This window comes from Streptomyces sp. NPDC039430 (genome assembly GCF_055639435.1).
The window spans coordinates 96,929-122,618 of the sequence record NZ_JBVKAK010000020.1; the positions used below are offsets into that span (position 1 = coordinate 96,929).

The 25,690-nt window shown below is 71.1% G+C and carries 26 protein-coding genes; 9 read left to right on the forward strand and 17 right to left on the reverse strand.

The features are described from left to right. Positions 1–19: 19 nt before the first annotated feature. Positions 20–829, forward strand: a complete 810-nt coding sequence (locus tag ACZ7LS_RS32875; protein ID WP_382529881.1) for an NAD-dependent epimerase/dehydratase family protein — start codon at positions 20–22, stop codon at positions 827–829. Between the two features lie 83 nt (positions 830–912). Then, positions 913–2,130 (forward strand): TerD family protein, encoded by a 1,218-nt coding sequence (locus ACZ7LS_RS32880; protein WP_385136991.1) that lies wholly within the window; start codon positions 913–915, stop codon positions 2,128–2,130. Positions 2,131–2,244: 114 nt separating this feature from the next. On the opposite strand, the gene ACZ7LS_RS32885 is transcribed toward ACZ7LS_RS32880, so the two are convergent. Both ACZ7LS_RS32885 and ACZ7LS_RS32890 read right to left on the reverse strand, forming a co-directional pair. Then, positions 2,245–2,472 (reverse strand): hypothetical protein, encoded by a 228-nt coding sequence (locus ACZ7LS_RS32885; protein ID WP_129769642.1) that lies wholly within the window; start codon positions 2,470–2,472, stop codon positions 2,245–2,247. Positions 2,473–2,556: 84 nt separating this feature from the next. Next, positions 2,557–3,975: an alkaline phosphatase PhoX gene (locus ACZ7LS_RS32890; RefSeq protein WP_382675010.1), complete on the reverse strand. Its 1,419-nt coding sequence runs from the start codon at positions 3,973–3,975 to the stop codon at positions 2,557–2,559. Positions 3,976–4,081: 106 nt separating this feature from the next. Here ACZ7LS_RS32890 and ACZ7LS_RS32895 point away from each other — a divergent pair, with 106 nt between their 5' ends. Next, on the forward strand, positions 4,082–4,846 hold the full coding sequence (locus ACZ7LS_RS32895; protein WP_382529877.1) for an SDR family NAD(P)-dependent oxidoreductase: 765 nt from the start codon (positions 4,082–4,084) through the stop codon (positions 4,844–4,846). A 525-nt stretch (positions 4,847–5,371) separates the two neighbouring features. On the opposite strand, the gene ACZ7LS_RS32900 is transcribed toward ACZ7LS_RS32895, so the two are convergent. Beyond that, entirely contained in the window at positions 5,372–6,847 is a 1,476-nt protein-coding gene (locus ACZ7LS_RS32900; protein ID WP_385136994.1) for a hypothetical protein, read from the reverse strand. A 184-nt stretch (positions 6,848–7,031) separates the two neighbouring features. Between ACZ7LS_RS32900 and ACZ7LS_RS32905 the strand changes: the two genes are divergently transcribed. Continuing rightward, a complete protein-coding gene (locus ACZ7LS_RS32905) occupies positions 7,032–8,867 on the forward strand; it encodes an endonuclease/exonuclease/phosphatase family protein (RefSeq protein WP_385136995.1) in 1,836 nt (611 codons plus the stop codon). Between the two features lie 90 nt (positions 8,868–8,957). On the opposite strand, the gene ACZ7LS_RS32910 is transcribed toward ACZ7LS_RS32905, so the two are convergent. From ACZ7LS_RS32910 to ACZ7LS_RS32920, 3 genes are all read right to left on the reverse strand, one after another. After that, positions 8,958–9,662: an antibiotic biosynthesis monooxygenase gene (locus tag ACZ7LS_RS32910; RefSeq protein WP_385136996.1), complete on the reverse strand. Its 705-nt coding sequence runs from the start codon at positions 9,660–9,662 to the stop codon at positions 8,958–8,960. 102 nt (positions 9,663–9,764) lie between these two features. Continuing rightward, complete coding sequence (locus tag ACZ7LS_RS32915; RefSeq protein WP_382529870.1) at positions 9,765–10,391, reverse strand: SMI1/KNR4 family protein; 627 nt, start codon at positions 10,389–10,391, stop codon at positions 9,765–9,767. A gap of 273 nt (positions 10,392–10,664) precedes the next feature. Next, positions 10,665–11,333: a DUF4232 domain-containing protein gene (locus ACZ7LS_RS32920; RefSeq protein ID WP_382674979.1), complete on the reverse strand. Its 669-nt coding sequence runs from the start codon at positions 11,331–11,333 to the stop codon at positions 10,665–10,667. Between the two features lie 144 nt (positions 11,334–11,477). Here ACZ7LS_RS32920 and dapA point away from each other — a divergent pair, with 144 nt between their 5' ends. Continuing rightward, positions 11,478–12,392, forward strand: coding sequence for a 4-hydroxy-tetrahydrodipicolinate synthase (gene dapA / locus ACZ7LS_RS32925; protein WP_382529867.1), 915 nt, complete (start codon positions 11,478–11,480; stop codon positions 12,390–12,392). Between the two features lie 65 nt (positions 12,393–12,457). Here the strand turns inward: dapA and dapD are convergent, their stop codons facing one another. The 3 genes from dapD to ACZ7LS_RS32940 form a co-directional block, all read right to left on the reverse strand. Then, entirely contained in the window at positions 12,458–13,456 is a 999-nt protein-coding gene (dapD, locus tag ACZ7LS_RS32930) for a 2,3,4,5-tetrahydropyridine-2,6-dicarboxylate N-succinyltransferase (protein ID WP_385136999.1), read from the reverse strand. Between the two features lie 194 nt (positions 13,457–13,650). Beyond that, complete coding sequence (locus ACZ7LS_RS32935; RefSeq protein ID WP_385137000.1) at positions 13,651–14,196, reverse strand: TetR/AcrR family transcriptional regulator; 546 nt, start codon at positions 14,194–14,196, stop codon at positions 13,651–13,653. After that, complete coding sequence (locus tag ACZ7LS_RS32940; RefSeq protein WP_382529862.1) at positions 14,196–14,516, reverse strand: DMT family transporter; 321 nt, start codon at positions 14,514–14,516, stop codon at positions 14,196–14,198. Before ACZ7LS_RS32940 ends, ACZ7LS_RS32935 begins: the two co-directional genes overlap by 1 nt. A 304-nt stretch (positions 14,517–14,820) precedes the next feature. Here ACZ7LS_RS32940 and ACZ7LS_RS32945 point away from each other — a divergent pair, with 304 nt between their 5' ends. Beyond that, positions 14,821–15,840 carry a DUF7847 domain-containing protein gene (locus tag ACZ7LS_RS32945; protein WP_385137002.1) on the forward strand — a complete coding sequence of 340 codons (1,020 nt, stop codon included), beginning with the start codon at positions 14,821–14,823 and terminating at the stop codon, positions 15,838–15,840. A 48-nt stretch (positions 15,841–15,888) separates the two neighbouring features. Here ACZ7LS_RS32945 and ACZ7LS_RS32950 read toward each other — a convergent pair whose 3' ends face one another. From ACZ7LS_RS32950 to ACZ7LS_RS32985, 8 genes are all read right to left on the reverse strand, one after another. Then, positions 15,889–16,227: a metal-sulfur cluster assembly factor gene (locus ACZ7LS_RS32950; protein WP_129769630.1), complete on the reverse strand. Its 339-nt coding sequence runs from the start codon at positions 16,225–16,227 to the stop codon at positions 15,889–15,891. Beyond that, positions 16,224–16,688 (reverse strand): Fe-S cluster assembly sulfur transfer protein SufU, encoded by a 465-nt coding sequence (sufU, locus tag ACZ7LS_RS32955; RefSeq protein ID WP_382529858.1) that lies wholly within the window; start codon positions 16,686–16,688, stop codon positions 16,224–16,226. The genes ACZ7LS_RS32950 and sufU overlap by 4 nt, the downstream gene beginning before the upstream one ends. Before the next feature lie 25 nt (positions 16,689–16,713). Further along, entirely contained in the window at positions 16,714–17,988 is a 1,275-nt protein-coding gene (locus tag ACZ7LS_RS32960; protein ID WP_382529856.1) for a cysteine desulfurase, read from the reverse strand. Beyond that, entirely contained in the window at positions 17,985–18,776 is a 792-nt protein-coding gene (gene sufC / locus ACZ7LS_RS32965) for a Fe-S cluster assembly ATPase SufC (RefSeq protein WP_356517190.1), read from the reverse strand. Before sufC ends, ACZ7LS_RS32960 begins: the two co-directional genes overlap by 4 nt. 7 nt (positions 18,777–18,783) lie before the next feature. Further along, positions 18,784–19,101 (reverse strand): bifunctional 3-phenylpropionate/cinnamic acid dioxygenase ferredoxin subunit, encoded by a 318-nt coding sequence (locus ACZ7LS_RS32970; protein ID WP_129769626.1) that lies wholly within the window; start codon positions 19,099–19,101, stop codon positions 18,784–18,786. Beyond that, positions 19,101–20,282 (reverse strand): Fe-S cluster assembly protein SufD, encoded by a 1,182-nt coding sequence (sufD, locus tag ACZ7LS_RS32975; RefSeq protein WP_382529853.1) that lies wholly within the window; start codon positions 20,280–20,282, stop codon positions 19,101–19,103. Before sufD ends, ACZ7LS_RS32970 begins: the two co-directional genes overlap by 1 nt. A gap of 77 nt (positions 20,283–20,359) precedes the next feature. Next, positions 20,360–21,781, reverse strand: a complete 1,422-nt coding sequence (gene sufB / locus ACZ7LS_RS32980) for a Fe-S cluster assembly protein SufB (RefSeq protein ID WP_382529852.1) — start codon at positions 21,779–21,781, stop codon at positions 20,360–20,362. Continuing rightward, positions 21,778–22,521 (reverse strand): helix-turn-helix transcriptional regulator, encoded by a 744-nt coding sequence (locus ACZ7LS_RS32985; protein WP_382529850.1) that lies wholly within the window; start codon positions 22,519–22,521, stop codon positions 21,778–21,780. The genes sufB and ACZ7LS_RS32985 overlap by 4 nt, the downstream gene beginning before the upstream one ends. Before the next feature lie 231 nt (positions 22,522–22,752). Between ACZ7LS_RS32985 and ACZ7LS_RS32990 the strand changes: the two genes are divergently transcribed. The 3 genes from ACZ7LS_RS32990 to ACZ7LS_RS33000 all read left to right on the forward strand — a co-directional run bounded on the left by ACZ7LS_RS32990 (position 22,753) and on the right by ACZ7LS_RS33000 (position 25,618). Next, on the forward strand, positions 22,753–23,736 hold the full coding sequence (locus ACZ7LS_RS32990; protein ID WP_385137005.1) for an ABC transporter ATP-binding protein: 984 nt from the start codon (positions 22,753–22,755) through the stop codon (positions 23,734–23,736). Continuing rightward, entirely contained in the window at positions 23,733–24,560 is an 828-nt protein-coding gene (locus tag ACZ7LS_RS32995) for an ABC transporter permease (RefSeq protein WP_385137007.1), read from the forward strand. The genes ACZ7LS_RS32990 and ACZ7LS_RS32995 overlap by 4 nt, the downstream gene beginning before the upstream one ends. An 89-nt stretch (positions 24,561–24,649) precedes the next feature. Continuing rightward, positions 24,650–25,618: a COX15/CtaA family protein gene (locus tag ACZ7LS_RS33000; RefSeq protein ID WP_382529844.1), complete on the forward strand. Its 969-nt coding sequence runs from the start codon at positions 24,650–24,652 to the stop codon at positions 25,616–25,618. Positions 25,619–25,690: the final 72 nt, after the last annotated feature.

Consider the following 25,690-nt stretch of genomic DNA (forward strand, 5'->3'; position numbering starts at 1 on the left):
CCGCGAGGAGATCTCCCCCATGCCCGCACCCCGTACCGTCCTGCTCACCGGCGCCGCCGGCGGCCTCGGCACCCTGATGCGGGGCCTGTTGCCCGCGTACGGCTACGAGCTGCGGCTCTTCGACGCCAATCCCATCGAGGGCGAGCCCGAGGCCATCACCGCCGACCTCGCGGACAAGGACGCGCTGCGCGAAGCCGTCCGGGGCGTCGACGCGATCATCCATCTCGCGGGCATCTCGCTGGAGTCCACCTTCGACAAGATCCTGCGCGCGAACATCGAGGGTACGTACAACCTGTACGAGGCGGCCCGCGCCGAGGGCGTCGGGCGCACGGTCTTCGCCTCCAGCAACCACGCGGTCGGCTTCACCCCGCGCCCGCGGGGGGACGACCCGCTGATCCCCGTCGACACCCCGCGCCGCCCCGACACGTTCTACGGCCTCTCCAAGTGCTTCGGCGAGGACCTGGCCCAGCTCTACTGGGACCTGCACGGTCTGGAGACCGTCTCCGTACGGATCGGTTCCTGCTTCCTGGAGCCCAGTACGGTCCGCATGCTCTCCGTCTGGCTGAGCCCAGGCGACTGCGCGCGGCTCCTCCACGCCGCCCTCACCGCCGAGGACGTCGGCCACAGCGTCGTCTACGGCTCCTCCGCCAACACCCGGCTGTGGTGGGACCTCACGAGCGCGCGGGCGCTCGGGTACGAGCCCCAGGACGACTCGGAGCAGTTCGCCGAGAAGCTCATCGCCGCACAGGGCGACCTCGACCCGGACAACCGGGACCACGCCTTCCTCGGCGGCACGTTCGCCACCGACCCGCCGCGGTGGCCCCACTGAGACCGCCGGGCCCCGGGGCGGCCGAGGGGCCGATCGGCCGAAGGTAAGGGAACGGCAAAGCGGGGTCGTTCGTTACGTCTGGCATGACAGCTATGACCCCCGGCTCGAACATCCCTCTTCCCACCGCCCATGTGGCGGTGGACGTCGCCGCTCCCGTGCGGCTCGACGTATCGGGCCTGCTGCTCACCGCCGACGGCAAGGTGCGCTCAGACGACGACTTCATCTTCTACAACCAGCCGACGGGCCCCGGCGTGAGCTACCGCTCCGGCGGGGGCACGGCGCCCGACGCGATCGTCGTCGACACCAGCGCCGTGCCCGCCGGCATCGAGAAGATCGTCGTCACGGCCAGCCCGGACGCGGCGGGGCAGAGCTTCCAGGGCGTCGAGCCCACGGCCACGATCCGCGACGCGGGCAGCGGCGGCGCGCTCGCGACGTTCACGCCGCCCCAGCTCGGCGCCGAGACCGCCCTGGTGATCGTGGAGATCTATCTGCGCAACGGGGCGTGGAAGGTCCGCGCGGTCGGCCAGGGGTACGCGAACGGGCTGGCCGGGATCGCCACCGACTTCGGCGTCTCCGTGGAGGAGCCCGCCCCGGCCGCGGCCCCTGTCGCGGCCCCGGCGCCCGCCCGCTCCCACGCGGGAGCCGATCCGCGTATCGCCGCTCCGCCGGCCCCCGCCGCCCCGCCCGCCGCTCCCCCGGCCCCCGCCGCCCCGCCCGGCAGCGGCAAGATCAATCTGGACAAGGGCAAGGTCAGCCTCCAGAAGAACCAGACGGTCTCGCTGGTCAAGGGCGGCCGTCCGCTGCTCACGCAGGTCAAGATGGGCCTCGGCTGGGAGCCGGCCTACCGCGGCAAGGACATCGACCTCGACGCGTCCGTGATCGCCTACGGCCCGAACCGCAACCACCTGGACAGCTGCTACTTCGGCAAGCTCTCCATCCTCAACGGAGCGATCAAGCACTCCGGCGACAACCTCACGGGCGAGGGCGCGGGCGACGACGAGGTGATCGTCGTCGATCTCGGCCGGATCCCCGACGAGGCGACCGGCCTGGTCTTCACGGTCAATTCCTTCACCGGCCAGAAGTTCACCGAGGTCGCCAAGGCGTACTGCCGGCTGATCGACGCGGCCACGAACGAGGAACTGGTGCGCTTCGACCTGACCACCGCCGAGCCGCAGACCGGGGTGCTGATGGCGAAGCTGATCCGGCAGTTCTCCGGCGAGTGGGAAATGACCGGTCTGGGGGAGTTCGTCAAGTCCCGTACGGTCCGGGGCATGGTCAAGCCCGCCGCGAAGATCCTCTGACCTGTGCTCCTGGCCGCCCCCGAAAGCGGATGGCACGATGCCCCCGCGCCGTCGCGGGTCCTGAGGGTCCGCGGCGGCCCGGGGGCACGGCCTCCAAGCTCCGGGGTCGGGGCTTCAGAGCTTGGTCAGCTTGGCGAAGGGGCTCAGGATCCTCCCCTGTCGCCCCGAGAAATCGATGAGCACGGCATGTTCGCCCTCGACTCCGATGACCCTTCCCAACCCGAACTGATCATGCGAGACACGGTCTCCCACATCGAACTGCTCGGGCGGGGCTGAGGCCGGGGCCTGGCGGTTGAAGGGACTGGACGGCAGGTGGCGCCGGGATCCGGCTGACTTTGTCATTACTTTGAGTATGCGCCCAAGGAGCCCCGACGCGCCATGCCCGGCCACCGACGGGCGCCCGGATCACCCCTTCCGGAGCCGCGGTCAGTCCCGGGGAGTGCGCCGCCACGGGCCGGTGATGGCCAGCATGATGCCGGGCTCCTGAATGTTGGCGAACAGCGTGCGGCCGTCCGGCGAGAACACGACACCCGTGAACTCGCTGTCGTTGAGGTCATTGCGCGCGATGGGATACGTGCGTCCGCGCTCCGTCGCCCCGAAGAGATGCTGGAGGCCCTCGCCGTCTTCCGCGATGACCAGCCCGCCGTACGGCGAGACGGTGATGTTGTCCGGCCCGTCGAAGGCGCCGTCCTTGTCCGGGTCGGCGTTGACGCCCAGCAGCACCTTGAGCGTCAGCGTGCGGCGGCGCGGGTGGTAGAACCACACCTGTCCGTCGTGCGGCACGCCGGGGCTCTCGTCACGGGCGTACGAGGAGACGATGTACGCGCCGCCGTCCGCCCACCACATGCCCTCCAGCTTCCTGGCCCGGGTGACGTCCTCGCCGTCGAACTGCTCCCGTACGGCCACGGTCCTGCCGTCCCGGTCCGGCACGTCCACCCAGTCCACGCCGTAGACGGTGCCGATCTTCGCGGCGCGCGAGAGGTCGTCCACGAAACGGCCGCCCGCGTCGAAGCAGCGGGGCGCCTGGAGCACCCCCGCGTCGTCCGCGAGCCGCCGCAGCTGCCCCCGCCCGTGCTTGAAGCCGTGCGGCGGGACCCAGCGGTAGAACAGCCCGTTGGGCTCGGAGGCGTCCTCCGTCAGATAGGCGTAGCCGGTACGGGGATCGATGACCACGGCCTCGTGGTCGTAGCGGCCGAACGCCTTGATGGGCTTGGGGTCCCGGTTGGCGCGGCGGTCGTACGGGTCGACCTCGAAGACATACCCGTGGTCCTTGGTCATGCCGTTCTCACCGGCCCGGTCGGAGTTCTCCTCACAGGTGAGCCAGGTGCCCCACGGGGTGCGTCCGCCCGCGCAGTTGGTGGAGGTGCCGGCGATACCGACCCACTCCGCGGTACGGCCGTCGCGGTGCGTCTCGACGATGGTGCAGCCCCCGGCCGCGGCGGGGTCGTAGACCAGCCCCTCGGTGAGCGGCACCGGGAACTCGTAGTCGCCCCTCGGACCGTCCAGCTCGTGGTTGTTGACCAGCAGCACCACCCCGCGCGGCCCCTCGAACGTGGCGGTGCCGTCATGGTTGGACGGGGTGTCCTCGCCGGTCTCCAGCTTGGTCACCCCGCTGTGCGTGATGACCCGGTACGAGAATCCGGCCGGCAGCGCGAGCGTTCCCCGCGGGTCGGGGACGAGCGGCCCGTAACCGGGCGACGGCGCGGGCCCGGAGGCGACCTCGGGAGCGTCCTCCGCCGCCAGCGCGCCAGGCGCGGTGGCGAACGCCCCGGTGGCACCGGTGAGGACGAGCCCCGCCCCGGTCAGTGCGGATCTTCCGGTGAATTCCCTGCGGGTCAGCGGCATCGCGGTCTCCTGAAGGGGCACGGGGGTCAGGGGTACGCTCCCGACGCTCCCGCCCGCGGATAAACAGCGCTTGAACACCGCCCGACATCGAGAGGCCCGCTTCCCCATGAATCTGCCGTCCACCGGCCGCCGCGTCCTCGTCACCGGCGCGTCCCGCGGCCTCGGCCGCGCCGTCTCCCGCGCCTTCGCCGCGCAGGGCGACCACGTCGCCGTCCACTACGCGACCCGCGCCGCCGACGCCCGCCACACCCTGGACTCGCTGGCCGGCACCGGCCACGCGCTGGTGGGCGGCGACATCGCCGACCCGGCGGGCGCGGCGCGGGTCGCGGACGAGGCGGCCGAGGCGCTCGGCGGGATCGACGTCCTCGTCAACAACGCGGCCGTCAACGAGCCCCACCCGCTGCCCACCACGTCCTACGACGACTGGGCGGCCGCCTGGCAGCGCCACCTGTCCGTCAACCTGCTGGGCACGGCCCTGCTCAGCCACCGCGCCGCCCGCTCCATGATCGACCGCGGGACGCCCGGCCGGATCATCAACATCGGCTCCCGGGGCGCGTTCCGCGGCGAACCGGACCACCCGGCCTACGGCGCGACGAAGGCGGCGGTCCACGCCCTGGGCCAGTCCCTGGCGGTCTCCCTGGCCCCGCACGGCATCGCCGTCGCGTCCGTGGCCCCGGGCTTCTTCACCACGGAACGCGTGGCGTCCCGCCTCACCGGCGAGGAGGGCGAGTCGATCCGCGCGCAGAGCCCGTTCGGGCGGGTGGGCACGGCGGAGGAGATCGCGGGGGCGGTGGTGTGGCTGGCGTCGCCGGGGGCGGAGTGGTCGTCGGGAACGATCCTGGACCTCAACGGAGCGTCGCACCTGCGGTGAGCGGGCGTGGTCCGGGTTCGCCTCGGCGGGAGCGCGCGTACGTCGCCGGGTGCGGGCTCGTGGTCCGATACGCGCTCGTCTCCGGCGCCGGGCCGGTTTCCGGGTGCGGGCATGTGGTCCGGGGTGCGGTCGTCTTCGGCTGGGGCCGGTTTCCGGGTGCGGGTTGTCGCCGGGGTGCGCTCCGGGGCTCGCGCCCGGGACTGCATGATGTACGGCGCGACTCCGGCCCGTCGATGGTTCGGGCGTCCGCGCGCCACACATCACGCTCTACGTCCCGGCCACGACCCCTGCGCGCCCCCCTTCACCACCCGCACAAGCGACGGGGCCGTGCGCGAGGGCGGGCGGGGGAGGCGGCGGCACACTCCCCACCCGGTCCGCTACCAGAGCAGCGGGCGAGGCCCACCGGACCGCACCGGCCCACTCACCGCGACCGAGACGGCGTTTTGCCATGACCACCGGGCCGCACCGCCCCCACACCCCGGCCCACGACAACGCGACCGCAACCGCAACCCGGCGACCGCCCCCCTACCCCCGCGACCTCGCCTTGAACGCCGCCTTGCGCGCGTCCTTCGACGCCGCCCTGTCCCGATGCAGCCGCCCCATCGCCTCCAGCACCTCCGCCGTCGCCGGATGCTCCACCCGCCACGCCGCCTCGAAGAACCCGCTGTGCTGCCCCACCAGGCCCTCGACCAGCTCCTGGAGCTCGTCCGGTTCGCCCTCCGCGTCCAGCTGCGCGGCGATCGTGTCGATGGCCAGCCAGAAGATCATCGACTCGGGCGGCGGCGGCACATCACCCGCGCCCAGCTCGGCCAGCCAGACGCGGGCCAGGCCGCCCAGTTCGGCGTCGTCCAGGACCTCCCGTACCGCGGCCTCCGCCTCCGCGCCCACCAGGGACAGCGCCTGCTGGCAGTGCAGGCGGCGCAGCGGCGCGCCCGGGTCCGTGCCGCGCGCGGCGGCGAGGAGTTCGCGTGCGGCCTCGGCCGGCGCGCGCCGGGTCAGCCACTGTTCCGTCTCCGCGCGCGCGGACAGCTCGGGGAAGTGCGCGACGCCGTCCAGCAGCGCGTGCGCGTCCTTGTCCGCGAGGTCGCCCACCGCGGGCGCGTCGACCCCCGCCTCCAGCATCCGGGACCTGATCCCGTAGAGCCCGAGCGGCGTCAGCCGGACCATCCCGTACCGGGCGACGTCCTCCTCGCCGACGGGCAGCGACGCGTCGGGGCCGTCCTCCGTGTCCTCCGCCATCAGCGCCTCGTCGACCGGTACGTACGAGACGAGCCCGATCGGCTCCAGCAGCCGGAACTGGTCGTCCAGCCGCATCATCGCCTCGGACACCTGCTCCAGGATGTCGTCGGTGGGCTCGCCCATGTCGTCGGGCACGATCATCGACGCGGCGAGGACGGGCAGGGGCACCGGCCCCTCGCCGCCGCCCTCCGCGAGGGTGAGCAGATAGAGGTTGCCGAGGACGCCCTCCAGGAACTCCGCCTCCAGCTCCGGGTCCCAGTCCAGCGATTCGAGATCGATCTCGCCGTCGTCGCCGATGGCCGCGGCGAGATCGTCCAGTACGGGCGCGGTCGCGTCGGCGAAGACGACGTCCAGGGCATCCAGCCAGAGCGACAGGATGTCCTGCGGGCCGCCGGAGGTGAGCACTCCGAGCTGCTCGCCCGTGGTGACGCGGCCCTCGGTGTCGGCGGCGCCGTCCGGCCCGCCGTCCTCGTCCGGGTCGTCGACCTCCACGAGGCCCGTGTCGACCGCCACCCGCCAGGCCTCGCCGGCGTACGCCTCGCCGTCGCCCTCCGAGAGCTCGTCACCGAGGCCGAGCACCTCCGCCGCGGCGGGCAGCTGCTCGTCGACCAGCTCACCGCCGGCTCCCACGCGCGTCGTCGGCCCGGCCCAGCGGGCGAGCCGTACCGCGCGGGCGAGCAGTGGCGCGGCGAGCGCGTCCCGCGCCAGCTCCGCGTCCGAGGGCAGTCGCACCGGCGGCAGGGTGGGGCGGTCTCCGGGCATCTGGTGGTTCTCCTTGTGGCGTACGCGGTCGATGCGGCCCCCAGCGTAGACGCATTTGGACCTATCCCACCCGGTTCATGTACGCGACAACGCCCGGACGCCCGGGGGCCCTTGACAACTGACCGCCGCAGCCAAGAGATTGACGCGCGTAGAACACCCCTCCCTCGTCTTCCGGAGTGCCTTCATGCCTTCTTCCGTACCGAGAACGGCCGCTGTCCCGGCCCTCGTCGCCCTCGCGATGGCCTCCGGGCTGCTCGCGGGCGCCCCCGCCTCCGCCGCCTCCTCCGGGGTCCGTATCCATGGCATCCAGGGAACCGGCCGGATATCCCCGCTGGTGGGGACGCCGGTGGCGGAGGTGCCCGGCATCGTCACCGGCGTGCGTACCTCCGGTTCCCGGGGGTTCTGGATCCAGGATCCGGAGCCCGACCGCGACGCCGCCACGAGCGAGGGCGTCTTCGTCTTCACCAACTCCGTGCCGGCCGTCGCCGTGGGCGACGCGGTGAAGGTCTCCGGCACGGTCGGCGAGTACATCCCGGGCGGCGCGGCCTCGGGCAACCAGTCGGTCACCCAGATCGCCTCGCCGACGGTGACGGTCGTCTCCTCCGGCAACCCGCTGCCCGCGCCGGTCGCGATCTCGGAGAGGTCGGTGCCCTCGGCGTACGCGCCGAAGGGTGATCCGGCGGCGGGCGGCAGCGTCAACGGCCTGCGGCTGGAGCCGCGCCACTACGCGCTTGACCTGTACGAGTCGCTGGAGGGCATGAACGTCCGTATCGGCGGTTCACGCGTGGTCGGCGCGACCGATCCGTACGCGGAGCTGTGGGTGACGGTCAAGCCGCGGGAGAACGACAACCGCCGCGGTGGCACGGTCTACGGCTCGTACACCTCGCAGAACACCGGCCGGCTCCAGATCCAGCAGCTCGCGCCCGCGGCCCAGAGCCCGTTCCCGGCGGCGAACGTCGGCGACACGCTGTCCGGTATCACCGAAGGCCCCCTGGACTACAACCAGTTCGGCGGCTACACGCTCGTCGCCCGCACGCTGGGCACGGTCACGGACAGGAAGCTGAAGCCCGAGACCACCCGCCCGCAGCACGGGAGCGAGCTGGCCGTCGCCACGTACAACGTCGAGAACCTCGACCCCTCGGACCCTCAGGAGAAGTTCGACGCGCTCGCGGGCGCGGTCGTGCGGAACCTCTCCTCGCCGGACATCCTGGCGCTGGAGGAGATCCAGGACAGTACGGGCGCGACAAACGACGGCACGGTGTCCGCCGAGGAGGCCATCGTGAAGTTCACGGCGGCGATCACCGCGGCCGGCGGCCCCTCCTACGCCTGGCGCACCATCGACCCGGAGAACAACAAGGACGGCGGCGAGCCCGGCGGCAACATCCGTCAGGTCTTCCTCTACAACCCGGCGCGGGTCTCGTTCACCGACCGCCCCGGCGGGGACGCGACGACGGCCACGGGGGTCGTCCGCACACACGGCCGCGCGGCGCTGACGCTCTCTCCCGGCCGGGTCGACCCCGCCGACGCGGCCTGGACCAACAGCCGCAAGCCACTGGCCGGGGAGTTCACCTTCCGCGGCCGCACGGTCTTCGTCATCGCGAACCACTTCGCCTCGAAGGGCGGGGACGAGGGGCTGACCTCGCACCATCAGCCGGTGAACCGTTCCTCCGAGGTCCAGCGGCTCCAGCAGGCCCGGTCGGTGAACGCGTTCGTCAAGGACATCCTCGCGGCGCAGCGGGACGCGGACGTACTCGTCGTCGGCGACATCAACGACTTCGAGTTCTCGGCGGCGGCCAAGGCGCTGGCCGACGGCGGCGCGCTGTATCCGGCGATCAAGTCCCTGCCGGCCGGGGAGCGTTACTCGTATGTCTACCAGGGCAACTCGCAGGTCCTGGACCAGATCCTGACCAGTCCTTCGATCACCTCCGGTGCGTTCGACTACGACAGCGTGCACATCAACGCGGAGTTCGCCCGGCAGAACAGCGACCACGACCCGCAGGTCCTGCGTTTCCGCCCCTGATGAGCCGCGGTGGTCCGGCCCGACCCCACACGCGGCCGGGCCACCGCACCCGGCGGCGCCGTACGCCGCGGCTGACCGCGGGCGCCGCGCTCAGCCGGCGCTGAGGCTGACCGCGGGGGTGTGCCGCGTCACCGTGCTGCGCTTCAGCCCGGGGTAGGTCCGCACCCGCTTCCACTGCTCGGTGGCGGAACCGACGCCGTCCCCCGGGGCGTTGAGCGCGTCGATGTGCGCCTGGGCGCTCTCCCACTCCGCGTAGTTGAGTACGCGTGTGCCGTCGGTGCTGAGATGGAAGTGCGCCGAGATCCCGCCGGAGGGCGTGGCCGGATCGCCGTCGAGGGCCTCGAAGACCGTGTCGACCCAGCTCTTCCGGCGTTCGGTGTCGGGCCCCTCGAACTCCACGTCCACGAGCACGACACAGCCGGGGACCCTGGTCTCCCCCTCCGCCGGGGTCCCGCTGCGGTACAGCTCGTACGCGCGCAGCCCCATCCGCTCGATCCCGGGCACGGCGGCGTCGATCTCGGCGTTGCGCTCGTCCCGGTAGGTGCGGACGAACGCGTCGTACGCCTCCTGGTCGCGCCACTGCGAGTAGTGGCGCAGGGTGTCCCCGTCGTCGCCGGTGCTGACGCTGTACGAGAGCAGGCCGACGTCCGGCCACTCCCTGCTCCGCCAGGCCCGGGTGATGGCGTCGACCGCGGCCCGCTGCCGCTCGGGCGTGCCGACGCGCCAGGTGCTGACCAGGACGAGCCCCACGCCGGGGCGGGTGATCTCGGGAACGGTGCCGAGGCGCACGGACACGGTGGAACCTCCTTGTGGCGCACCCCCGCGGTGCGCCTTCGGCCACCATGCTCAAATGTGAAGTGCGGTTGAGGTCAACAGGCCGCGGCCACCGTCACCCCGTCAGACCACGACGTCGAACCACGGCCTGCGTGTGGTGGCCCAGTGCGCCACCCAGCCCGCGAAGCCGTCTTCCGCGGTGGTGTGCCCGAAGGCCGCCCCGAACGGCGCCGCGCCCACATCGCTGATGGTCCAGATCCGTCCCCGGTGCGCACCGCTGACGACGAGATGCCAGTACATCCCGCAGCCGTCCGTGCCCAGCACGACGCTCCCGTAGTTGGAGACCTCGTCGATGAGCGGTTCTATCTCCTCGTACGGCCGGGGGTCGTCCTCCCACACCCACGCCTCGGTGAGCGGGAAGGGCTTCGCGAGATCCCGCTGCGTCTGGTCGCATCCCCAGTCGGCGGGCAGCGCGGCCAGGGGTATCAGCCCGTCGATATCCGCGGGCCCGTCGCTGCAGCCGTCGCAGATCTCCGCGACCAGCGTGCGGTACGGCTCGGGCAGGACGATTCCGTGCTCGCGCTCGAAGGCGCGCACTCCGTCCCAGCCCAGAGGTGGCAGGCAGCCCTCCGCCGGGAAGGCCGTGCGCAATGCGGCGAGTTCACCCTCGTCGGCCGCGCCTTCTCCGGCGTCGCCCCGGCCTGTCCCACCCTGGTCGGCATCGCCCCGATCGGCGTTTTCGGTGTCCATGCTCTCCATGCCCTCCATGTCTCCATTGCACCAGCACCCACTGACAGTCCGGCCTCTGCTACCCCGAAGAGCCTTTCGGCACGCGGTAGTCGGAGGCGTGGCCGTCCCCGGATCCGCGTACGGCCGTCGCGAGCGTGGGGGGCGATAACACCAGGAGCGGTGAGGAGCGGAGCGTACGCGTCATGGTACGCATCCTGCCCCATTCCGAACGGACCAGCGATCACTCTTCGATGCCGATATCGGAGTCCGGTGTACGGGCTCCCGCCCGCCCGTTCACGACGGTTCCGGGGTCTCCGAGAGCGCCCACGCGGTGACACGCAGTTCGCCGTCCGAGCCGATGTCCAGGGGCAGCGGGAGCGTTTCGCGTTCCTCGCCGGGCGCCGCCGCGACGACCACATAGGAGCCGGTCGAGTGGGCCCCCGACTCGGTGATCCGGTTGTTCCACCGCAACACCGACCGGGCGGACTCCCCCGGCGCCAGGGTCAGTTCCCTCGGCCCCGGGTCATCGGCCGCGCCGGTGCTCTCGTTCCCCTGGACCAGTTTCAGGCCGACCGGCTCGCGGTCCTCGTCCAGGGCACCGATCTCCGGGTAGCCGTTGACCCGGTAGGGCTTCGTCCCGCAGTTCCGCAGCCCGACCGATACGGCCCGGATCCCCATGGCGGCGTTCACCATGCCATGGCTGACGGCCACCCCCGAGGCGAGACAGCGGCCGGGACCGGTGGCCTCCCAGGGCTCGGGGCCCGCGGGCCGGTCCGGGGGCGGCTCGGCGGACAGCGCCGCCGAGGGCTCGGAGGCCGCCGCGGCCGGCGTGCCCGCGCCCCCGCCCCCGCCCCCGCCCCGCGCGGCGTCGATCTCGTTCCTGATGTCGGAGCATCCGGTCGCCCCCGCGATCAGGACCAATGAGCCCGCCGCCAACGCGGCCGTTCGGCGTATCCGTGCCATGCGCCCCTCTCCCCCGCCCCGCCCCCTGCGAAGCACTCGCCGATCATGCCAGACGGCCCGGGACCACCACCTTTAGCGCTGCTTCACTCTCACCCGAAGCAAATCTAAGTGGACCTTCACATTCGCTCGGCGGACACTGCCACCATGAGCACACCTCGCCCCTTCGGCCGCGCCCTCTGCGCGATGGTCACGCCGTTCACCGCCGACGGAGAGCTGGATCTGCCCGGCGCCCGCGAACTCGCCGGCCGGCTGGTGGACGAGGGATGCGACGGGCTGGTCCTCAACGGCACCACCGGGGAGTCGCCCACCACCACGGACGCCGAGAAGACCGCCCTCGTACGCGCGGTGTGCGACGAGGTGGGCGGCCGGGCCGCCGTCGTCGCGGGCGTCGGCAGCGCGGACACCCGGCACACCCTGGCCCTCGCGCGGGCGGCCGAACAGGCCGGGGCCGACGGCCTGTTGGTGGTCTCGCCGTACTACAGCCGCCCGCCGCAGGCGGATGTGGAGGCGCACTTCCTGCGGATCGCCGACGCGTCGGGCATCCCGCTGATGCTGTACGACATCCCGGGCCGCACCGGCACCCGCGTCGAGCCCGCGACCATGCTCCGCCTCGCCGCGCACCCGCGCGTCGTCGCCGTGAAGGACTGCGCGTACGACCTGCTCGGCAGCTCCAAGGTGATCGCCCGCACCTCGCTCGCGTACTACTCCGGGTGCGAGGAGCTGAATCTGCCGCTGTACGCGGTCGGCGGCGCCGGTTTCGTCAGTACGGTCGCCAACGCCGCGCCCCGCCCGCTGCGCGCCGCGCTCGACGCGTATGACGCGGGAGCGGTCACCGAATCCGTACGGCTCAATCAACTCACCCTTCCGCTGGCGGAGTTGATGATGGCCTCGGGACTCCCCGGCACGGTCACCGCGAAGGCGCTGCTGGGCGCGCTCGGCCGGCCCGGCGGACCGGTCCGAGAACCACTGCGGCCCGCCGGCCGGGAGACGGCCGACGGGCTGCTGGCGGCGTACGGAGAGCTGGTCGGCTCCACCGCCGCCCCCGCTGTGATCAGTTGATACCGGTCGCGATCGGCCGGGACCGGTCGTGGCCGATCAGTTACGGCTGATCTCGTCGTGGCTGATCAGTTGTGGCTGTGGAGGACCTCGTTGAGACCGTCCCAGACCGCGTTGTTCGGACGGGCCTCGACCGCGCCGGTCACCGAGTTGCGGCGGAAGAGGATATTGCTCGCGCCGGACAGCTCACGGGCCTTGACGATCTGGCCGTCGGGCAGCGTGACGCGCGTCCCGGCGGTGACATAGAGCCCCGCCTCGACGACGCACTCGTCGCCCAGCGCGATCCCGATGCCCGCCTCGGCACCGATCAGGCAGCGCTCGCCGATGACGATGCGCTCCTTGCCGCCGCCGGAGAGGGTGCCCATGGTGGAGGCGCCGCCGCCGATGTCCGAGCCGTCGCCGATGACGACGCCCGCCGAGATCCGGCCCTCGACCATGGAGGTGCCGAGGGTGCCCGCGTTGAAGTTGACGAAGCCCTCGTGCATCACGGTGGTGCCCTCGGCGAGGTGCGCGCCGAGCCGTACGCGGTCCGCGTCGGCGATCCTGACGCCCTTGGGGGCGACGTAGTCGGTCATCCGCGGGAACTTGTCGACCGAGGTCACCTGGAGGTGCAGCCCCTCGGCGCGGGCGCTGAGCCGTGCCGTCTCCAGCGTGTCGACGGCGACCGGGCCGAGCGAGGTCCAGGCGACATTGGCGAGCAGACCGAAGATGCCGTCCAGGCTCTGGCCGTGCGGCTGGACGAGCCGGTGGCTGAGCAGATGCAGTCGCAGATACACGTCGTGCGTGTCCAGCGGCTTGTCGTCGAGCGAGGTGATGACCGTACGGACGGCGACGACCTCGACCCCGCGGCGGGCGTCGGGACCGATGGCTTTGGCGGCGCCTTCCCCGAGCAGTTCCACGGCGCGCTCGGCGGTCAGCCGCTCGGTGCCGGCCGGGCCGGGCTCGGCGGCGAGCGCGGGGGCGGGGAACCAGGTGTCGAGGACGGTGCCGTCCTCGGCGAGGGTGGCGAGGCCGGCGGCGACGGCGCCGGTGGTGCGGGGGGAACTGGAGGAAGACGTGTCGGTCATGCTCCGAACTTAACGGTCCCGGCGGGGCGCGGGCGAACCGGTCTCAGGTGACGGGCGCATCGCCACGTGATCTCCCGCCCGGGAGAGGGAGACGGGACGGACGGGACGGACGGGCGGGCGGGACGGACGGGCGGCCCAGGCGCTCCCGCGAGTCTCGCCTCGCTCGCCTCTGCTGGCCACGCTCGCCACGCGGGTCAGGCCGCCGACGGGATCAGCCGCGTCAGCATCTCGCGGGTGCGTTCGCCGTCGTACACCGCGTCCGTGAGGAGCACCTGGAGGCAGATCCCGTCCAGCAGCGCGACCACCGCGCGCGCGGTGACGGAATCGGTGCGCCTGGCCACCTCGTCCCCGAGCGCGGCGCACCACTCCCCCGCGACCGGGCGCAGCGCGGGCCGTCGCAGCGCCGCGAGATACAGCTCGTACTCCAGCTCCACGCCGGTACGGTCTCCGGCGAGCCACTCCCCGGTGATCCGGGCCAGCTCACCGGCGATGTCGCAGTCCGGATCCGCGAGGGCGCCGCTCTCCCGCACGGCCGCCGCGAAGCTGTCGTTCGTCTGCCGCAGCGCGGCGATCAGCAGTTCGTCGAGCGAGGCGAAGTGGTACGTGGTGGAGCCGAGCGGCACATCGGCCTCGGCGGCGACGGTGCGGTGGCTCAGTCCGGCGATTCCGCCCCGCCCGACCACCCGGATCGCGGCGTCGATGATCCGCTGGCGCCGGTCGGGGTCGTAACGGCGGGTCATCAGTGGGCCCCTCCGAGGTTGAGCACGACGACGCCCGCGATCACGAGGCCGATGCCCAGCAGTTTCGCCGGCGCCGGTGACTCGTTCATGAAGACCATCCCGATGGCGGCGATGGCCGCCGTGCCGACACCCGCCCAGATCGCGTAGGCGGTGCCGATGGAAATGGTCTTGAGGGTCTGCGCGAGCAGGGCGAAGGCGATGACGTAGCCCACGACGGTGATCAGCGAGGGCCACAGCCTGGTGAAGCCCTCGCTGTACTTCATGGCCGATGTCGCGGCCACCTCCGCCGCGATCGCCGCGGCAAGCAGTCCGTATCCCATGCGTACGAGTGTACGCATCGATGCGTACGGCTGTACACACCGTCCCGGCATCCCACTGTCGGACCCACCGGTTACGGTGTGTCATCCGGATCGGAGCAGCGGGAGCGGAGCAGCGGTGGCGCAGGGCACGACGGGGTGGGGCGGCGGTGGCGGGCGCGGGAGCGGTCCCGGCGGGCCGTACGGAAGTGGTCAGGGCGGACCGTACGGGAACGGGCCCGGCGGGCCGTACGGGAACGGGCCCTATGGAAGCGGGCCTTACGGCTGGGGCGGCTGGACGCCTCCGCCCCCGCCTCCCAAGCCCGGGGTGATACCCCTCGCCCCGCTCAGCCTCGGCGACATACTCGGCGGCGCGTTCGCCACCATAGGCGGGTACTGGAAGCAGCTGCTCGGGGTGGCCGCCGCGGTGTACGGCATGGCCGTGGCAGCCGTGGCGACCGCGCTGGCCGTCGCCTATGCCCTGGTCGGTGACCGACTGCGCGAGGTCGTCGACACACCCCACGGCGTGGATCCGTCCTGGGACGACGTCCGGCCGCTGCTGATCGCGTTCGGCTGCGTCTGGCTCCTCGGCATGGGAATCCTGCTCGTCGCCAACGCGGTCGTCCAGGCCGCCTGCTCCTCGGTCGTCCAGAGCGCCGTCCTGGGCCGCCCCACCACCTTCGGCGCGGTCTGGCGCCGGGCGCTCTCCCGGTTCCCCGCGGTCCTCGGCGCCGTGATCCTCACGGGGCTGATCGCCGTCCTGCCGGTGGCCCTGCTCACCCTGGGCTTCACCGCCACGCTGATCACCTACATCGCCATGGACGGCTCACCCGCCAGTCTGTTCTGGCTGATACCGCTGGGTTTCCTCGGCGCCCTGGCGGTCACGCCGCCGGCGGTCTGGCTCTGGGTCCGTCTCAGCCTGGCCCCCGCCGTCGCCGTCATCGAATCCCGCGGCCCGCTCGCGTCCCTGCGCCGCTCGGCCGGCCTGGTGCGCGGCGCCTGGTGGCGGATCTGCGGCATCTCGCTGCTGGCCTTCGCCATGGCGTCCCTCGCGGGCTTCGTCATCCAGCAGCTGATCAACGCGCTGACCACCGTCGGCAATCCGCTGACGCCGTCCGCCCTCGGCGGCGACCCGACGGCCGGACAGATCCTCGTGGCCGTGAGCGGCTTGCTGCTGCTGATCCTGGTCGCCCAGCTGATCATGCAGTTCCTCACGACGACCTTCCCCCAGCTGGTGCTCAACCTCCTCTACGTCGACCAGCGCATCCGCACCGAGAACCTGGCCCCCACCCTGGCCGAAGCCGCCGGAACCCCCGCCCACGGCTGGAAGACACGAAAGGCCCCATGATCCGGCCGGGATCATGGGGCCCTCTCGCGTGGTCCGACGCTCAGTCGCTCAGACGTTGAAGCCCAGCGCGCGCAGCTGCTCGCGGCCGTCGTCGGTGATCTTGTCCGGGCCCCACGGCGGCATCCAGACCCAGTTGATCTTGAGTTCGTTGACGATGCCGTCCGTCGCCGCCTTCGCCTGGTCCTCGATCACATCGGTCAGCGGACACGCCGCCGACGTCAGGGTCATGTCCAGGGTGGCGATATTGGAATCGTCGATGTGGATGCCGTAGATCAGACCGAGGTTGACGACGTCGATGCCCAGTTCGGGGTCGACGACGTCGTACAGCGCCTCACGGACCTCGTCCTCCGAGGCCGGCTTGATCGTCAGGGTCTCGTTCTCGCTCATGCCGTCTCCTTCGTCGCACTGTCGCCCAGGGCCTGGGCCGTCGCGTCCTTCCACGCCATCCAGCTCAGCAGCGCGCACTTCACGCGGGCGGGGTACTTCGAGACGCCGGCGAACGCGATCGCGTCCTCCAGCACCTCTTCCATCGCGTCGTCGGGTTCCAGCTGGCCCTTCGACTGCATCAGCTCCAGGAAGGCGCCCTGGATCTTCCGCGCCTCGGCCAGTTCCTTGCCGACCAGGAGGTCGTTCAGTACGGACGCGCTGGCCTGGCTGATCGAGCAGCCCTGGCCCTCGTACGACACATCCGCGATCAGCGAACCCTCGTACCGGACACGCAGCGTGATCTCGTCACCACACGTCGGATTGACATGGTGCACCTCGGCGTCGCCGTCCCGGAGACCGCGCCCGTGCGGGTGCTTGTAGTGGTCCAGGATGACGTCCTGGTACATCGAATCCAGCTTCACGAACTGCCCCTGCCCTCTCAGGTCCTCATCCGAAGAAGTTACGGACGTGCTCAAGCCCTTCGGCCAGAGCGTCGACCTCGGCCGGAGTGGAGTACAGATAGAAAGACGCTCGCGTGGTCGCGGGAATTCCGTACCGCAGGCAGACCGGCCGCGCGCAGTGGTGGCCGACCCGGACCGCGATGCCCTGCTCGTCGAGGACCTGGCCCACATCGTGGGGGTGGATGTCGCCGAGCGTGAAGGAGATCGTGGCGCCGCGGTCCTCGGCCGTCTCGGGGCCGATGATCCGCAGGCCGGGGACCTCCAGCAGCCGCTTCACCGCGTACTCGGTGATGGCGTGCTCGTGCGCGGCGATCCTGTCCATGCCGATCGCGGTGAGATAGTCCACGGCCGCGCCGAGACCGACGGCCTGGGCGATCGGGGGCGTACCCGCCTCGAACTTGTGCGGCGCCGGGGCGTACGTCGACGAGTGCATCGACACGGTCTCGATCATCTCGCCGCCGCCCAGGAACGGCGGCAGGTCCTCCAGCAGCTCCTGGCGGCCCCAGAGAACGCCGATCCCGGTCGGGCCGGCCATCTTGTGGCCGGTGAAGGCGACGAAGTCGGCCTGGAGCGCCTGTACGTCGAGCACCTGGTGCGGGGCGGCCTGCGAGGCGTCGACGCAGACCAGCGCGCCGACCTCCTGCGCGCGCCGGATGATCTTCTCGACCGGGTTCTGCGTGCCCAGGATGTTGGAGACCAGCACGAACGAGACGATCTTCGTCTTCTCCGTGATGATCTCGTCGATGTTGGACAGATCGAGGCGGCCCTCGTCGGTGATGCCGAACCACTTCAGCTTCGCGCCCGTGCGCTGCGAGAGCAGCTGCCACGGCACGATGTTGGAGTGGTGCTCCATCTCCGTGATGACGATCTCGGTCTCGTGGTCCACCCGGTAGGGCTCGTCCGCCCAGCCGAGCATGTTCGCCACGAGGTTGAGCGACTCGGAGGCGTTCTTGGTGAAGATCACCTCGTCGCGGCTCGGCGCGTTGATGAAAGCGGCGACCTTGTCACGGGCGCCCTCGTACAGCGCCGTGGCCTCCTCGGCGATGGTGTACACCCCGCGGTGGACATTCGCGTTGTGCCGCTCGTAGTACTCGTTGAGCGCGTCGAGTACCTGGCGCGGTTTCTGCGAGGTCGCCGCGGAGTCCAGGTACACGAGCTTCTTGCCGTCGTGGATCACCCGGTCGAGGATGGGGAAATCCTTGCGGATCGCCTCGTCGAGCAGCCGATCCGATCCTGTGAGAAGGCCCGGCAGCCGTGTCACGCGACATCCTCCTCTGAGTTCACTCCGCTCACGGGGCCGCCCTTCGCGTACGCCTCGTAGCCCTCGTTCTCCAGCTTGTCGGCCAGCTCCGCACCGCCGGACTCGGCGATCCGGCCCTGCGCGAAGACATGCACGAAGTCGGGCTTGATGTAGCGGAGAATCCGCGTGTAGTGCGTGATCAGCAGGGTGCCGACCTCGCCGCTCTCGCGGACGCGGTTGACGCCCTCGGAGACCACGCGCAGCGCGTCGACGTCGAGGCCGGAGTCGGTCTCGTCGAGGATCGCGATCTTGGGCTTGAGCAGTTCGAGCTGGAGGATCTCGTGCCGCTTCTTCTCGCCGCCGGAGAAGCCCTCGTTCAGGTTGCGCTCGGCGAAGGAGGGGTCCATCTGGAGACGCTCCATGGTCTCCCGGACCTCCTTCACCCAGGTACGCAGCTTGGGGGCCTCGCCGCGCACGGCGGTGGCGGAGGTGCGCAGGAAGTTGGAGACGGAGACGCCGGGGACCTCGACCGGGTACTGCATGGCGAGGAAGAGACCGGCGCGGGCGCGCTCGTCGACGGTCATCTCCAGGACGTCCTCGCCGTCCAGGGTCACGGTGCCACCGGTGATCGTGTACTTGGGGTGGCCCGCGAGGGAGTACGCGAGGGTCGACTTGCCGGAGCCGTTGGGGCCCATGATGGCGTGGGTCTCGCCCTGCTTGACGGTCAGGTCGACGCCCTTGAGGATCTCGCGGGGGCCGTTCTCCGCCTCGACGGAGACGTGCAGGTCGTGGATTTCAAGCGTTGCCATGGGTGACTCAGGACTCCTGGGTGACGGAGACGAGCACATCGTCCCCTTCGATCTTTACGGGGTAAACGGGGACGGGGCGCGTCGCGGGCAGGCCGGACGGCTTTCCGGTACGGAGGTCGAAGCTGGAGCCGTGCAGCCAGCATTCGATCATGCAGTCCTCGACCTCGCCCTCGGAGAGGGACACGTTCGCGTGCGAGCAGATGTCGTTGATCGCGAACACCTCGCCCTCGGTGCGGACGAGGGAGACGGGCGTGCCGTCGAGTTCCACCCTCTTCGGGGTGTCCTCCTCCAGCTCGCCCAGCCCACAGACTCGGACGTAGGCCATCAGACCGACGCCTCCAGCTCCGCCTCGATCGAGGCCATCAGACGTTCCTCGACATCCGGCAGGCCGATCTTCTGGACCAGCTCGGCGAAGAAGCCGCGGACCACCAGCCGGCGGGCCTCGGTCTCCGGGATGCCGCGGGCCATCAGGTAGAAGAGCTGCTCGTCGTCGAACCGGCCGGTGGCGGAGGCATGGCCGGCGCCGGCGATCTCACCGGTCTCGATCTCCAGGTTCGGCACCGAGTCGACCCGGGCGCCGTCCGTGAGGACGAGGTTCCGGTTCATCTCATAGGTGTCGGTGCCCTCGGCCGCGGCGCGGATGAGCACGTCACCGATCCATACGGCGTGCGCGTCCGTGCCCTGGAGAGCGCCCTTGTAGGCCGCGTTGGACTTGCAGTGCGGGGTGTTGTGGTCGACGAAGAGACGGTGCTCCTGGTGCTGGCCACGGTCCGTGAAGTAGAGGCCGAACAGCTCGGCCTCGCCGCCGGTGCCCGCGTACCGTACGAGCGGCTGGAGCCGTACGAGATCGCCGCCGAAGGTGACCACGATCGACTTGAACGAGGCGTCGCGGCCGACCAGCGCGTTGTGCTGGGCGACATGGACGGCCTTGTCGTCCCAGTCCTGTACGGAGACGACGGTCAGCTTGGCGCCGTCCCCGATGAGGTAGTCGACATTGGCGGCGAGCACGCCGTCCCCGGTGTGGTCGATGACCACGACCGCCTCGGCGAAGGCTCCCAGCTCGATGATCTGGTGACCGTACGAGACCCCGCCCTCGCCGCGGACGGCGATCCGGATCGGCTCGCTCACCACGGTCTCCCTGGGCACCGAGACGACCGAGGCCTTCTCGAACGAGGAGTACGCCTGGGCGGCGACCCGGTCCACCGGGATGCCGGCCTTGCCGACCCGCGCGTCGTCACGGCCGACGGTCTCGACGATGACGCCCTCGGGGGCGGTCACCTCGACCGTGACGCCGCCGTCCCGCGCGACGGCGCTGCCGTCGTGCAGACCGCGCAGCCGTTCCAGCGGCGTGAACCGCCACTCCTCCTCGCGGCCGTGCGGGACGGGGAAGTCCGCCACATCGTAGGAGGGGGGCGCGCTCATGCGCGTGGCGACGGTCGACTCGGCGGCCACCGCGATCGAACCGGCGGTCGTGGAGCCCACCGGAATGTTCTGAGCCTCAGCCATGGCTGTCGTCGTGCTCTCTCTCTGCCTCTGCGTAAGGGATTACGGGCGCTGCTGGTCGGGCGAGGGCCGGGCGGCGGTCAGCCGACGGACCCCTCCATCTGCAGCTCGATCAGCCGGTTGAGCTCCAGCGCGTACTCCATGGGCAGCTCCTTGGCGATCGGCTCCACGAAGCCGCGGACGATCATGGCCATGGCCTCGAACTCGGAGAGACCGCGGCTCATCAGGTAGAAGAGCTGGTCCTCGGAGACCTTGGAGACGGTCGCCTCGTGGCCCATGGACACGTCGTCCTCGCGGACGTCCACGTACGGGTAGGTGTCGGAGCGTGAGATGGTGTCCACCAGCAGCGCGTCGCAGAGCACATTGGACTTGGAGCCCTCGGCGCCCTCGCCGATCTCGATCAGACCGCGGTACGAGGTACGGCCGCCACCGCGCGCCACCGACTTGGAGACGATGTTCGAGGAGGTGTGCGGGGCCATGTGGACCATCTTGGCGCCGGCGTCCTGGTGCTGGCCCTCGCCCGCGAAGGCGATGGACAGGGTCTCGCCCTTGGCGTGCTCGCCCATCAGGTAGACGGCCGGGTACTTCATGGTGACCTTGGAGCCGATGTTGCCGTCGACCCACTCCATGGTCGCGCCCTCGTAGGCCACGGCCCGCTTGGTGACCAGGTTGTAGACGTTGTTCGACCAGTTCTGGATCGTCGTGTAGCGGCAGCGGCCGCCCTTCTTGACGATGATCTCGACCACGGCGCTGTGCAGCGAGTCCGAGGAGTAGATCGGGGCGGTGCAGCCCTCGACGTAGTGGACGTAGGCGTCCTCGTCGACGACGATCAGCGTCCGCTCGAACTGGCCCATATTCTCCGTGTTGATACGGAAGTAGGCCTGGAGCGGGATGTCGACGTGCACGCCCTTCGGCACGTAGATGAACGATCCGCCGGACCACACGGCCGAGTTCAGCGAGGCGAACTTGTTGTCGCCGACCGGGATGACCGTCCCGAAGTACTCCTGGAAGAGCTCCGGGTGCTCCTTCAGCGCGGTGTCCGTGTCCAGGAAGATGACGCCCTGCTCCTCCAGGTCCTCACGGATCTGGTGGTAGACGACCTCGGACTCGTACTGGGCGGCGACACCGGCGACGAGGCGCTGCTTCTCCGCCTCCGGGATGCCGAGCTTGTCGTACGTGTTCTTGATGTCCTCCGGCAGTTCCTCCCAGGAGGCCGCCTGCTTCTCGGTGGACCGCACGAAGTACTTGATGTTGTCGAAGTCGATGCCCGACAGGTCCGAGCCCCAGTTGGGCATGGGCTTCTTGTCGAACAGGCGCAGACCCTTGAGCCGCAGCTTGAGCATCCACTCCGGCTCGTTCTTCTTCTCCGAGATGTCGCGGACGACAGCCTCCGAGAGACCGCGCTTGGCAGCGGCGCCGGCCGCGTCGGAGTCGGCCCAGCCGAATTCGTACGTACCCAGACCCTCAAGCTCAGGGTGGGCAGTCTCCGTGGGGAGCGTCATGCGGGGTTCCTCCCGGCTGTGCTTTCAGAAGCGTGATGGGTGGTCTGTGGGGTGGCGCGGGGAATGAAGGTCGTGCAGACCCCGTCGCCATGGGCGATGGTGGCCAGCCGCTGCACATGGGTCCCGAGCAGCTGGGAGAAGAATTCCGTCTCCGCCTCGCACAGCTGGGGGAACTGCTCGGCGACGTGCGCGACCGGGCAGTGGTGCTGGCAGAGCTGCTCGCCCTGCCGGTTCGGCGCGCTACGCGCCGTAGCAGCGTACCCGTCGGCACTCAGCGCCCTGGCGAGTGCCTCCGTGCGCTTCCCGGGCTCGGCGGCCTCGACCGCCTCCCGGTAGCCCTCGGACTGGCCGGCGATACGGGCACGGGCGAAAGCGGCGACGGCCGCCTCGCCCCGCTCGCCACCGCCGGCGGCGGCCGCGATCCAGCGCAGGGCGTCGGCGGCGAGCTGGTCGTAGGACTGGTCGAAGGCGTCCCGGCCGCAGTCGGTCAGGGCGAACACCTTGGCGGGCCTGCCGCGCCCTCGCGAGCCGTAGACCCGCTGGTCACGGGGCTCCACCACGGAGTCGGCCGCCAGCGCGTCCAGATGACGGCGGACGGCCGCCTGTGTGAGCCCGAGGCGCCCCGCCAGATCGGAGACGGTGGACGGGCCGTGGTCCAGGATGGACCGCGCGACCCGGTTGCGAGTGGAGTGCTCGCCGGTCGCGAGTTCCTCCCGGGAAGCCTCGCCAACGTATTTCACAACGCCATTGTTGCGTAATTCCTCCGGTCCTGACAACCGAGGTGGAAGCCCGCTTCCGGTGCGCTTCATCACTTAGGGTTACCTAATCTATAGAGGGCTCGGTTCGCCTCCGGGCGCTTCATGCCACTGTGATGGTCGTGCGCACCCGGAAGTCGGGGCTCCGAATGGCGTGCGATCGCCGTTTCACCCCCGCGGGATTGAGGCCCTGTCCGGCTGCCTAGACTTCCCGGCATGTACAGCGACTTCCCGGATGACCGGCTGCCCGAAAGCGGCTCCGCCGCGGGCCGGACCTCCCGAGAGCCGGTCGTCGAGGTACGGGGCCTGGTCAAGCGGTACGGGGCCAGGACCGCGGTGAACGGCCTCGATCTCACGGTCGGTGCCGGTACGGTCACCGCCGTCCTCGGCCCCAACGGAGCCGGCAAGACCACCACGGTCGAGATCTGCGAGGGGTACCGCGCGCCGGACGCCGGATCCGTGCGCGTCCTGGGCCTGGACCCCGTCGCCGACGCCGCCAGGCTGCGCCCGCGCATCGGCGTGATGCTCCAGTCCGGCGGCGTGTACTCCGGGGCGCGCGCCGAGGAGATGCTCCGCCATATGGCCCGGCTGCACGCCCGCCCGCTCGACGTGGACGCGCTGATCGAGCGGCTCGGCCTCGGCGGCTGCGGACGCACCACCTACCGGCGGCTCTCCGGCGGCCAGCAGCAGCGGCTCGCGCTGGCCCTGGCCGTCGTCGGCCGCCCCGAGCTGGTCTTCCTGGACGAGCCGACCGCCGGCCTCGACCCGCAGGCCCGCCGCTCCACCTGGGATCTCGTACGCGAGCTGCGCTCCGACGGCGTGGGCGTGGTGCTGACCACGCACTTCATGGACGAGGCCGAGGAGCTGGCGGACGATGTGGTGATCATCGACGCGGGCCGGGTCATCGCCCAGGGCAGCCCCGAGGAGCTGTGCCGGGGCGGCGCGGAGAACACCCTGCGCTTCACCGGACGCCCCGGGCTCGACCTCGGCTCCCTGCTGAAGGCGCTGCCGGACGGCACCACCGCCGACGAGCTGTCCTCGGGGGTCTACCGGATCAACGGCGGGGTCGATCCGCAGCTGCTCGCGACGGTGGCCTCCTGGTGCGCGCAGCACGGCGTGATGGCGGACGGGATCTCCGTGGAGCGGCACACGCTGGAGGACGTCTTCCTCGAACTGACCGGCAAGGAGCTGCGTTCATGACCACCAGCGCGAGCGGCACCGGCACGAGCGGCGCGGGTACGCGCGGTACAGGCACGCGCGGCACCGGCACCTACGCCCCCGCGCCCGGCGCCGCCCCGCTCACGCGCATGATCGCGGCGCAGACGGCGTTCGAGACGAAGCTGCTGCTGCGCAACGGCGAGCAGCTGCTGCTGACGGTGATCATTCCGTCGCTGCTGCTGGTTCTCTTCTCGACGGTCGACATCATCGACACCGGCGCGGACAGGGCGGTGGACTTCCTCGCCCCGGGCGTCCTCGCGCTGGCCGTGATGTCCACGGCGTTCACCGGCCAGGCCATCGCCACCGGTTTCGAGCGGCGGTACGGAGTGCTCAAGCGGCTCGCGGTGTCGCCGCTGCCGCGCTGGGCCCTGATGACCGCCAAGACACTCTCCGTGCTGGTCACCGAAGTGCTCCAGATCGTGCTGCTGACGGTGATCGCGTTCGCGCTCGGCTGGTCCCCCGGGGGCAGCCCGCTCGCCGTGCTGCCGCTGCTCGTCCTCGGCACGGCCGCCTTCTCCGGGCTCGGGCTGCTGATGGCCGGCACGCTCAGGGCGGAGGCGACGCTGGCCGCCGCGAACCTGGTCTTCCTGCTGCTCCTGGTGGGCGGCGGGGTGATCGTGCCGCTGGACGAGTTCCCGGACGCGGCGCGCTCGGTGCTCGGGCTGCTGCCGATATCGGCGCTCTCCGACGGGCTGCGCGAGGTGCTCCAGCACGGCGCCGCGCTGCCGTGGGGCGATCTCGGGATTCTCGCGGTCTGGGCCGCGCTCGGCCTCGGCGCGGCGGGCGCGTTCTTCCGCTGGGAGTAGGCGCGGGAGCGGGTCGGCAGCGGTTGGGCGGGACGCCGGGACGCGGCATACGTACCCCTCGTGAAAAGCTGCACAAGCTCCGTCCTACGATGGTTGCCGTGTTGACCCCCCTCGCGTATATCGCCCAGCGCTGGACGCCTTCACCCCGTACGCTCCAGCGCGCCGCGCTCACCGCCGTCGTGATGAGCGTCGTCATCGTCGTCACCGGCGGCGCCGTCCGGCTGACCGGTTCCGGCCTCGGCTGCGACACCTGGCCGAAGTGCACGGACGACAGCCTCTTCGCCACCCCCGAGCAAGGGCTGCACGGCGCGATCGAGTTCGGCAACCGCATGCTGACCTACGTGCTGTGCGCGGCGGTCGGCTGGGCGATCATCGCGGCGCGCTCCGCCGAGCCGCGGCGGCGCGGGCTGACCCGGCTCGCCTGGTCGCAGTTCTGGATCGTGATGGGCAACGCCGTGATCGGCGGGATCACGGTGTGGATGGACCTCAACCCGTGGACCGTCGCCGGGCACTTCTTCCTCGCCAGCATCCTGCTCACCGTCACCACCCTGACCTGGCTGCGCACCCGCGAGGGCGACGGCGCGCCCCGGCCGCGCGTCCCGCGCCCGGTGCGCAAGCTGTCCTGGGCGCTGGTGGGCGCCGCGGTGGTGCTGATCGCGGCGGGTACGGCGGTGACGGGCTCGGGCCCGCACGCCGGTGACAGCAGCGATGTGCCCCGGATGCCGTTCGACTGGGCCACCACCGCCCATGTGCACGCGGTGTTCGCCTGGATCGTCTGCGCGCTGGCGGTGGCGATGTGGCTGGTGCTGCGGGTGGTGGACGCCCCCGCGGACACCCGGGCGCGCGCTCGTGAGCTGCTGCTCGTGCTGCTGGCGCAAGGCGGCATCGGCTATGTGCAGTTCTTCACCGACCTCCCCGAAGTCCTGGTCGGCGCCCATATGTTGGGTTCCTGCCTGGTGTGGATCGCCGTTCTGCGGCTGGCGATGAGCCTGCGCGAGCGGCCGCGGGTGGCGACGGAGATCCCCGCGCAGTCGGACCCGACGCTCTCGGCGGTCTGAGAAGCGGTCCGGGAAGCTGGTCCGGGAAGCTGGTCCGGGAAGCTAGCGGCCTGAGAAACAAGCGGTCCGAGA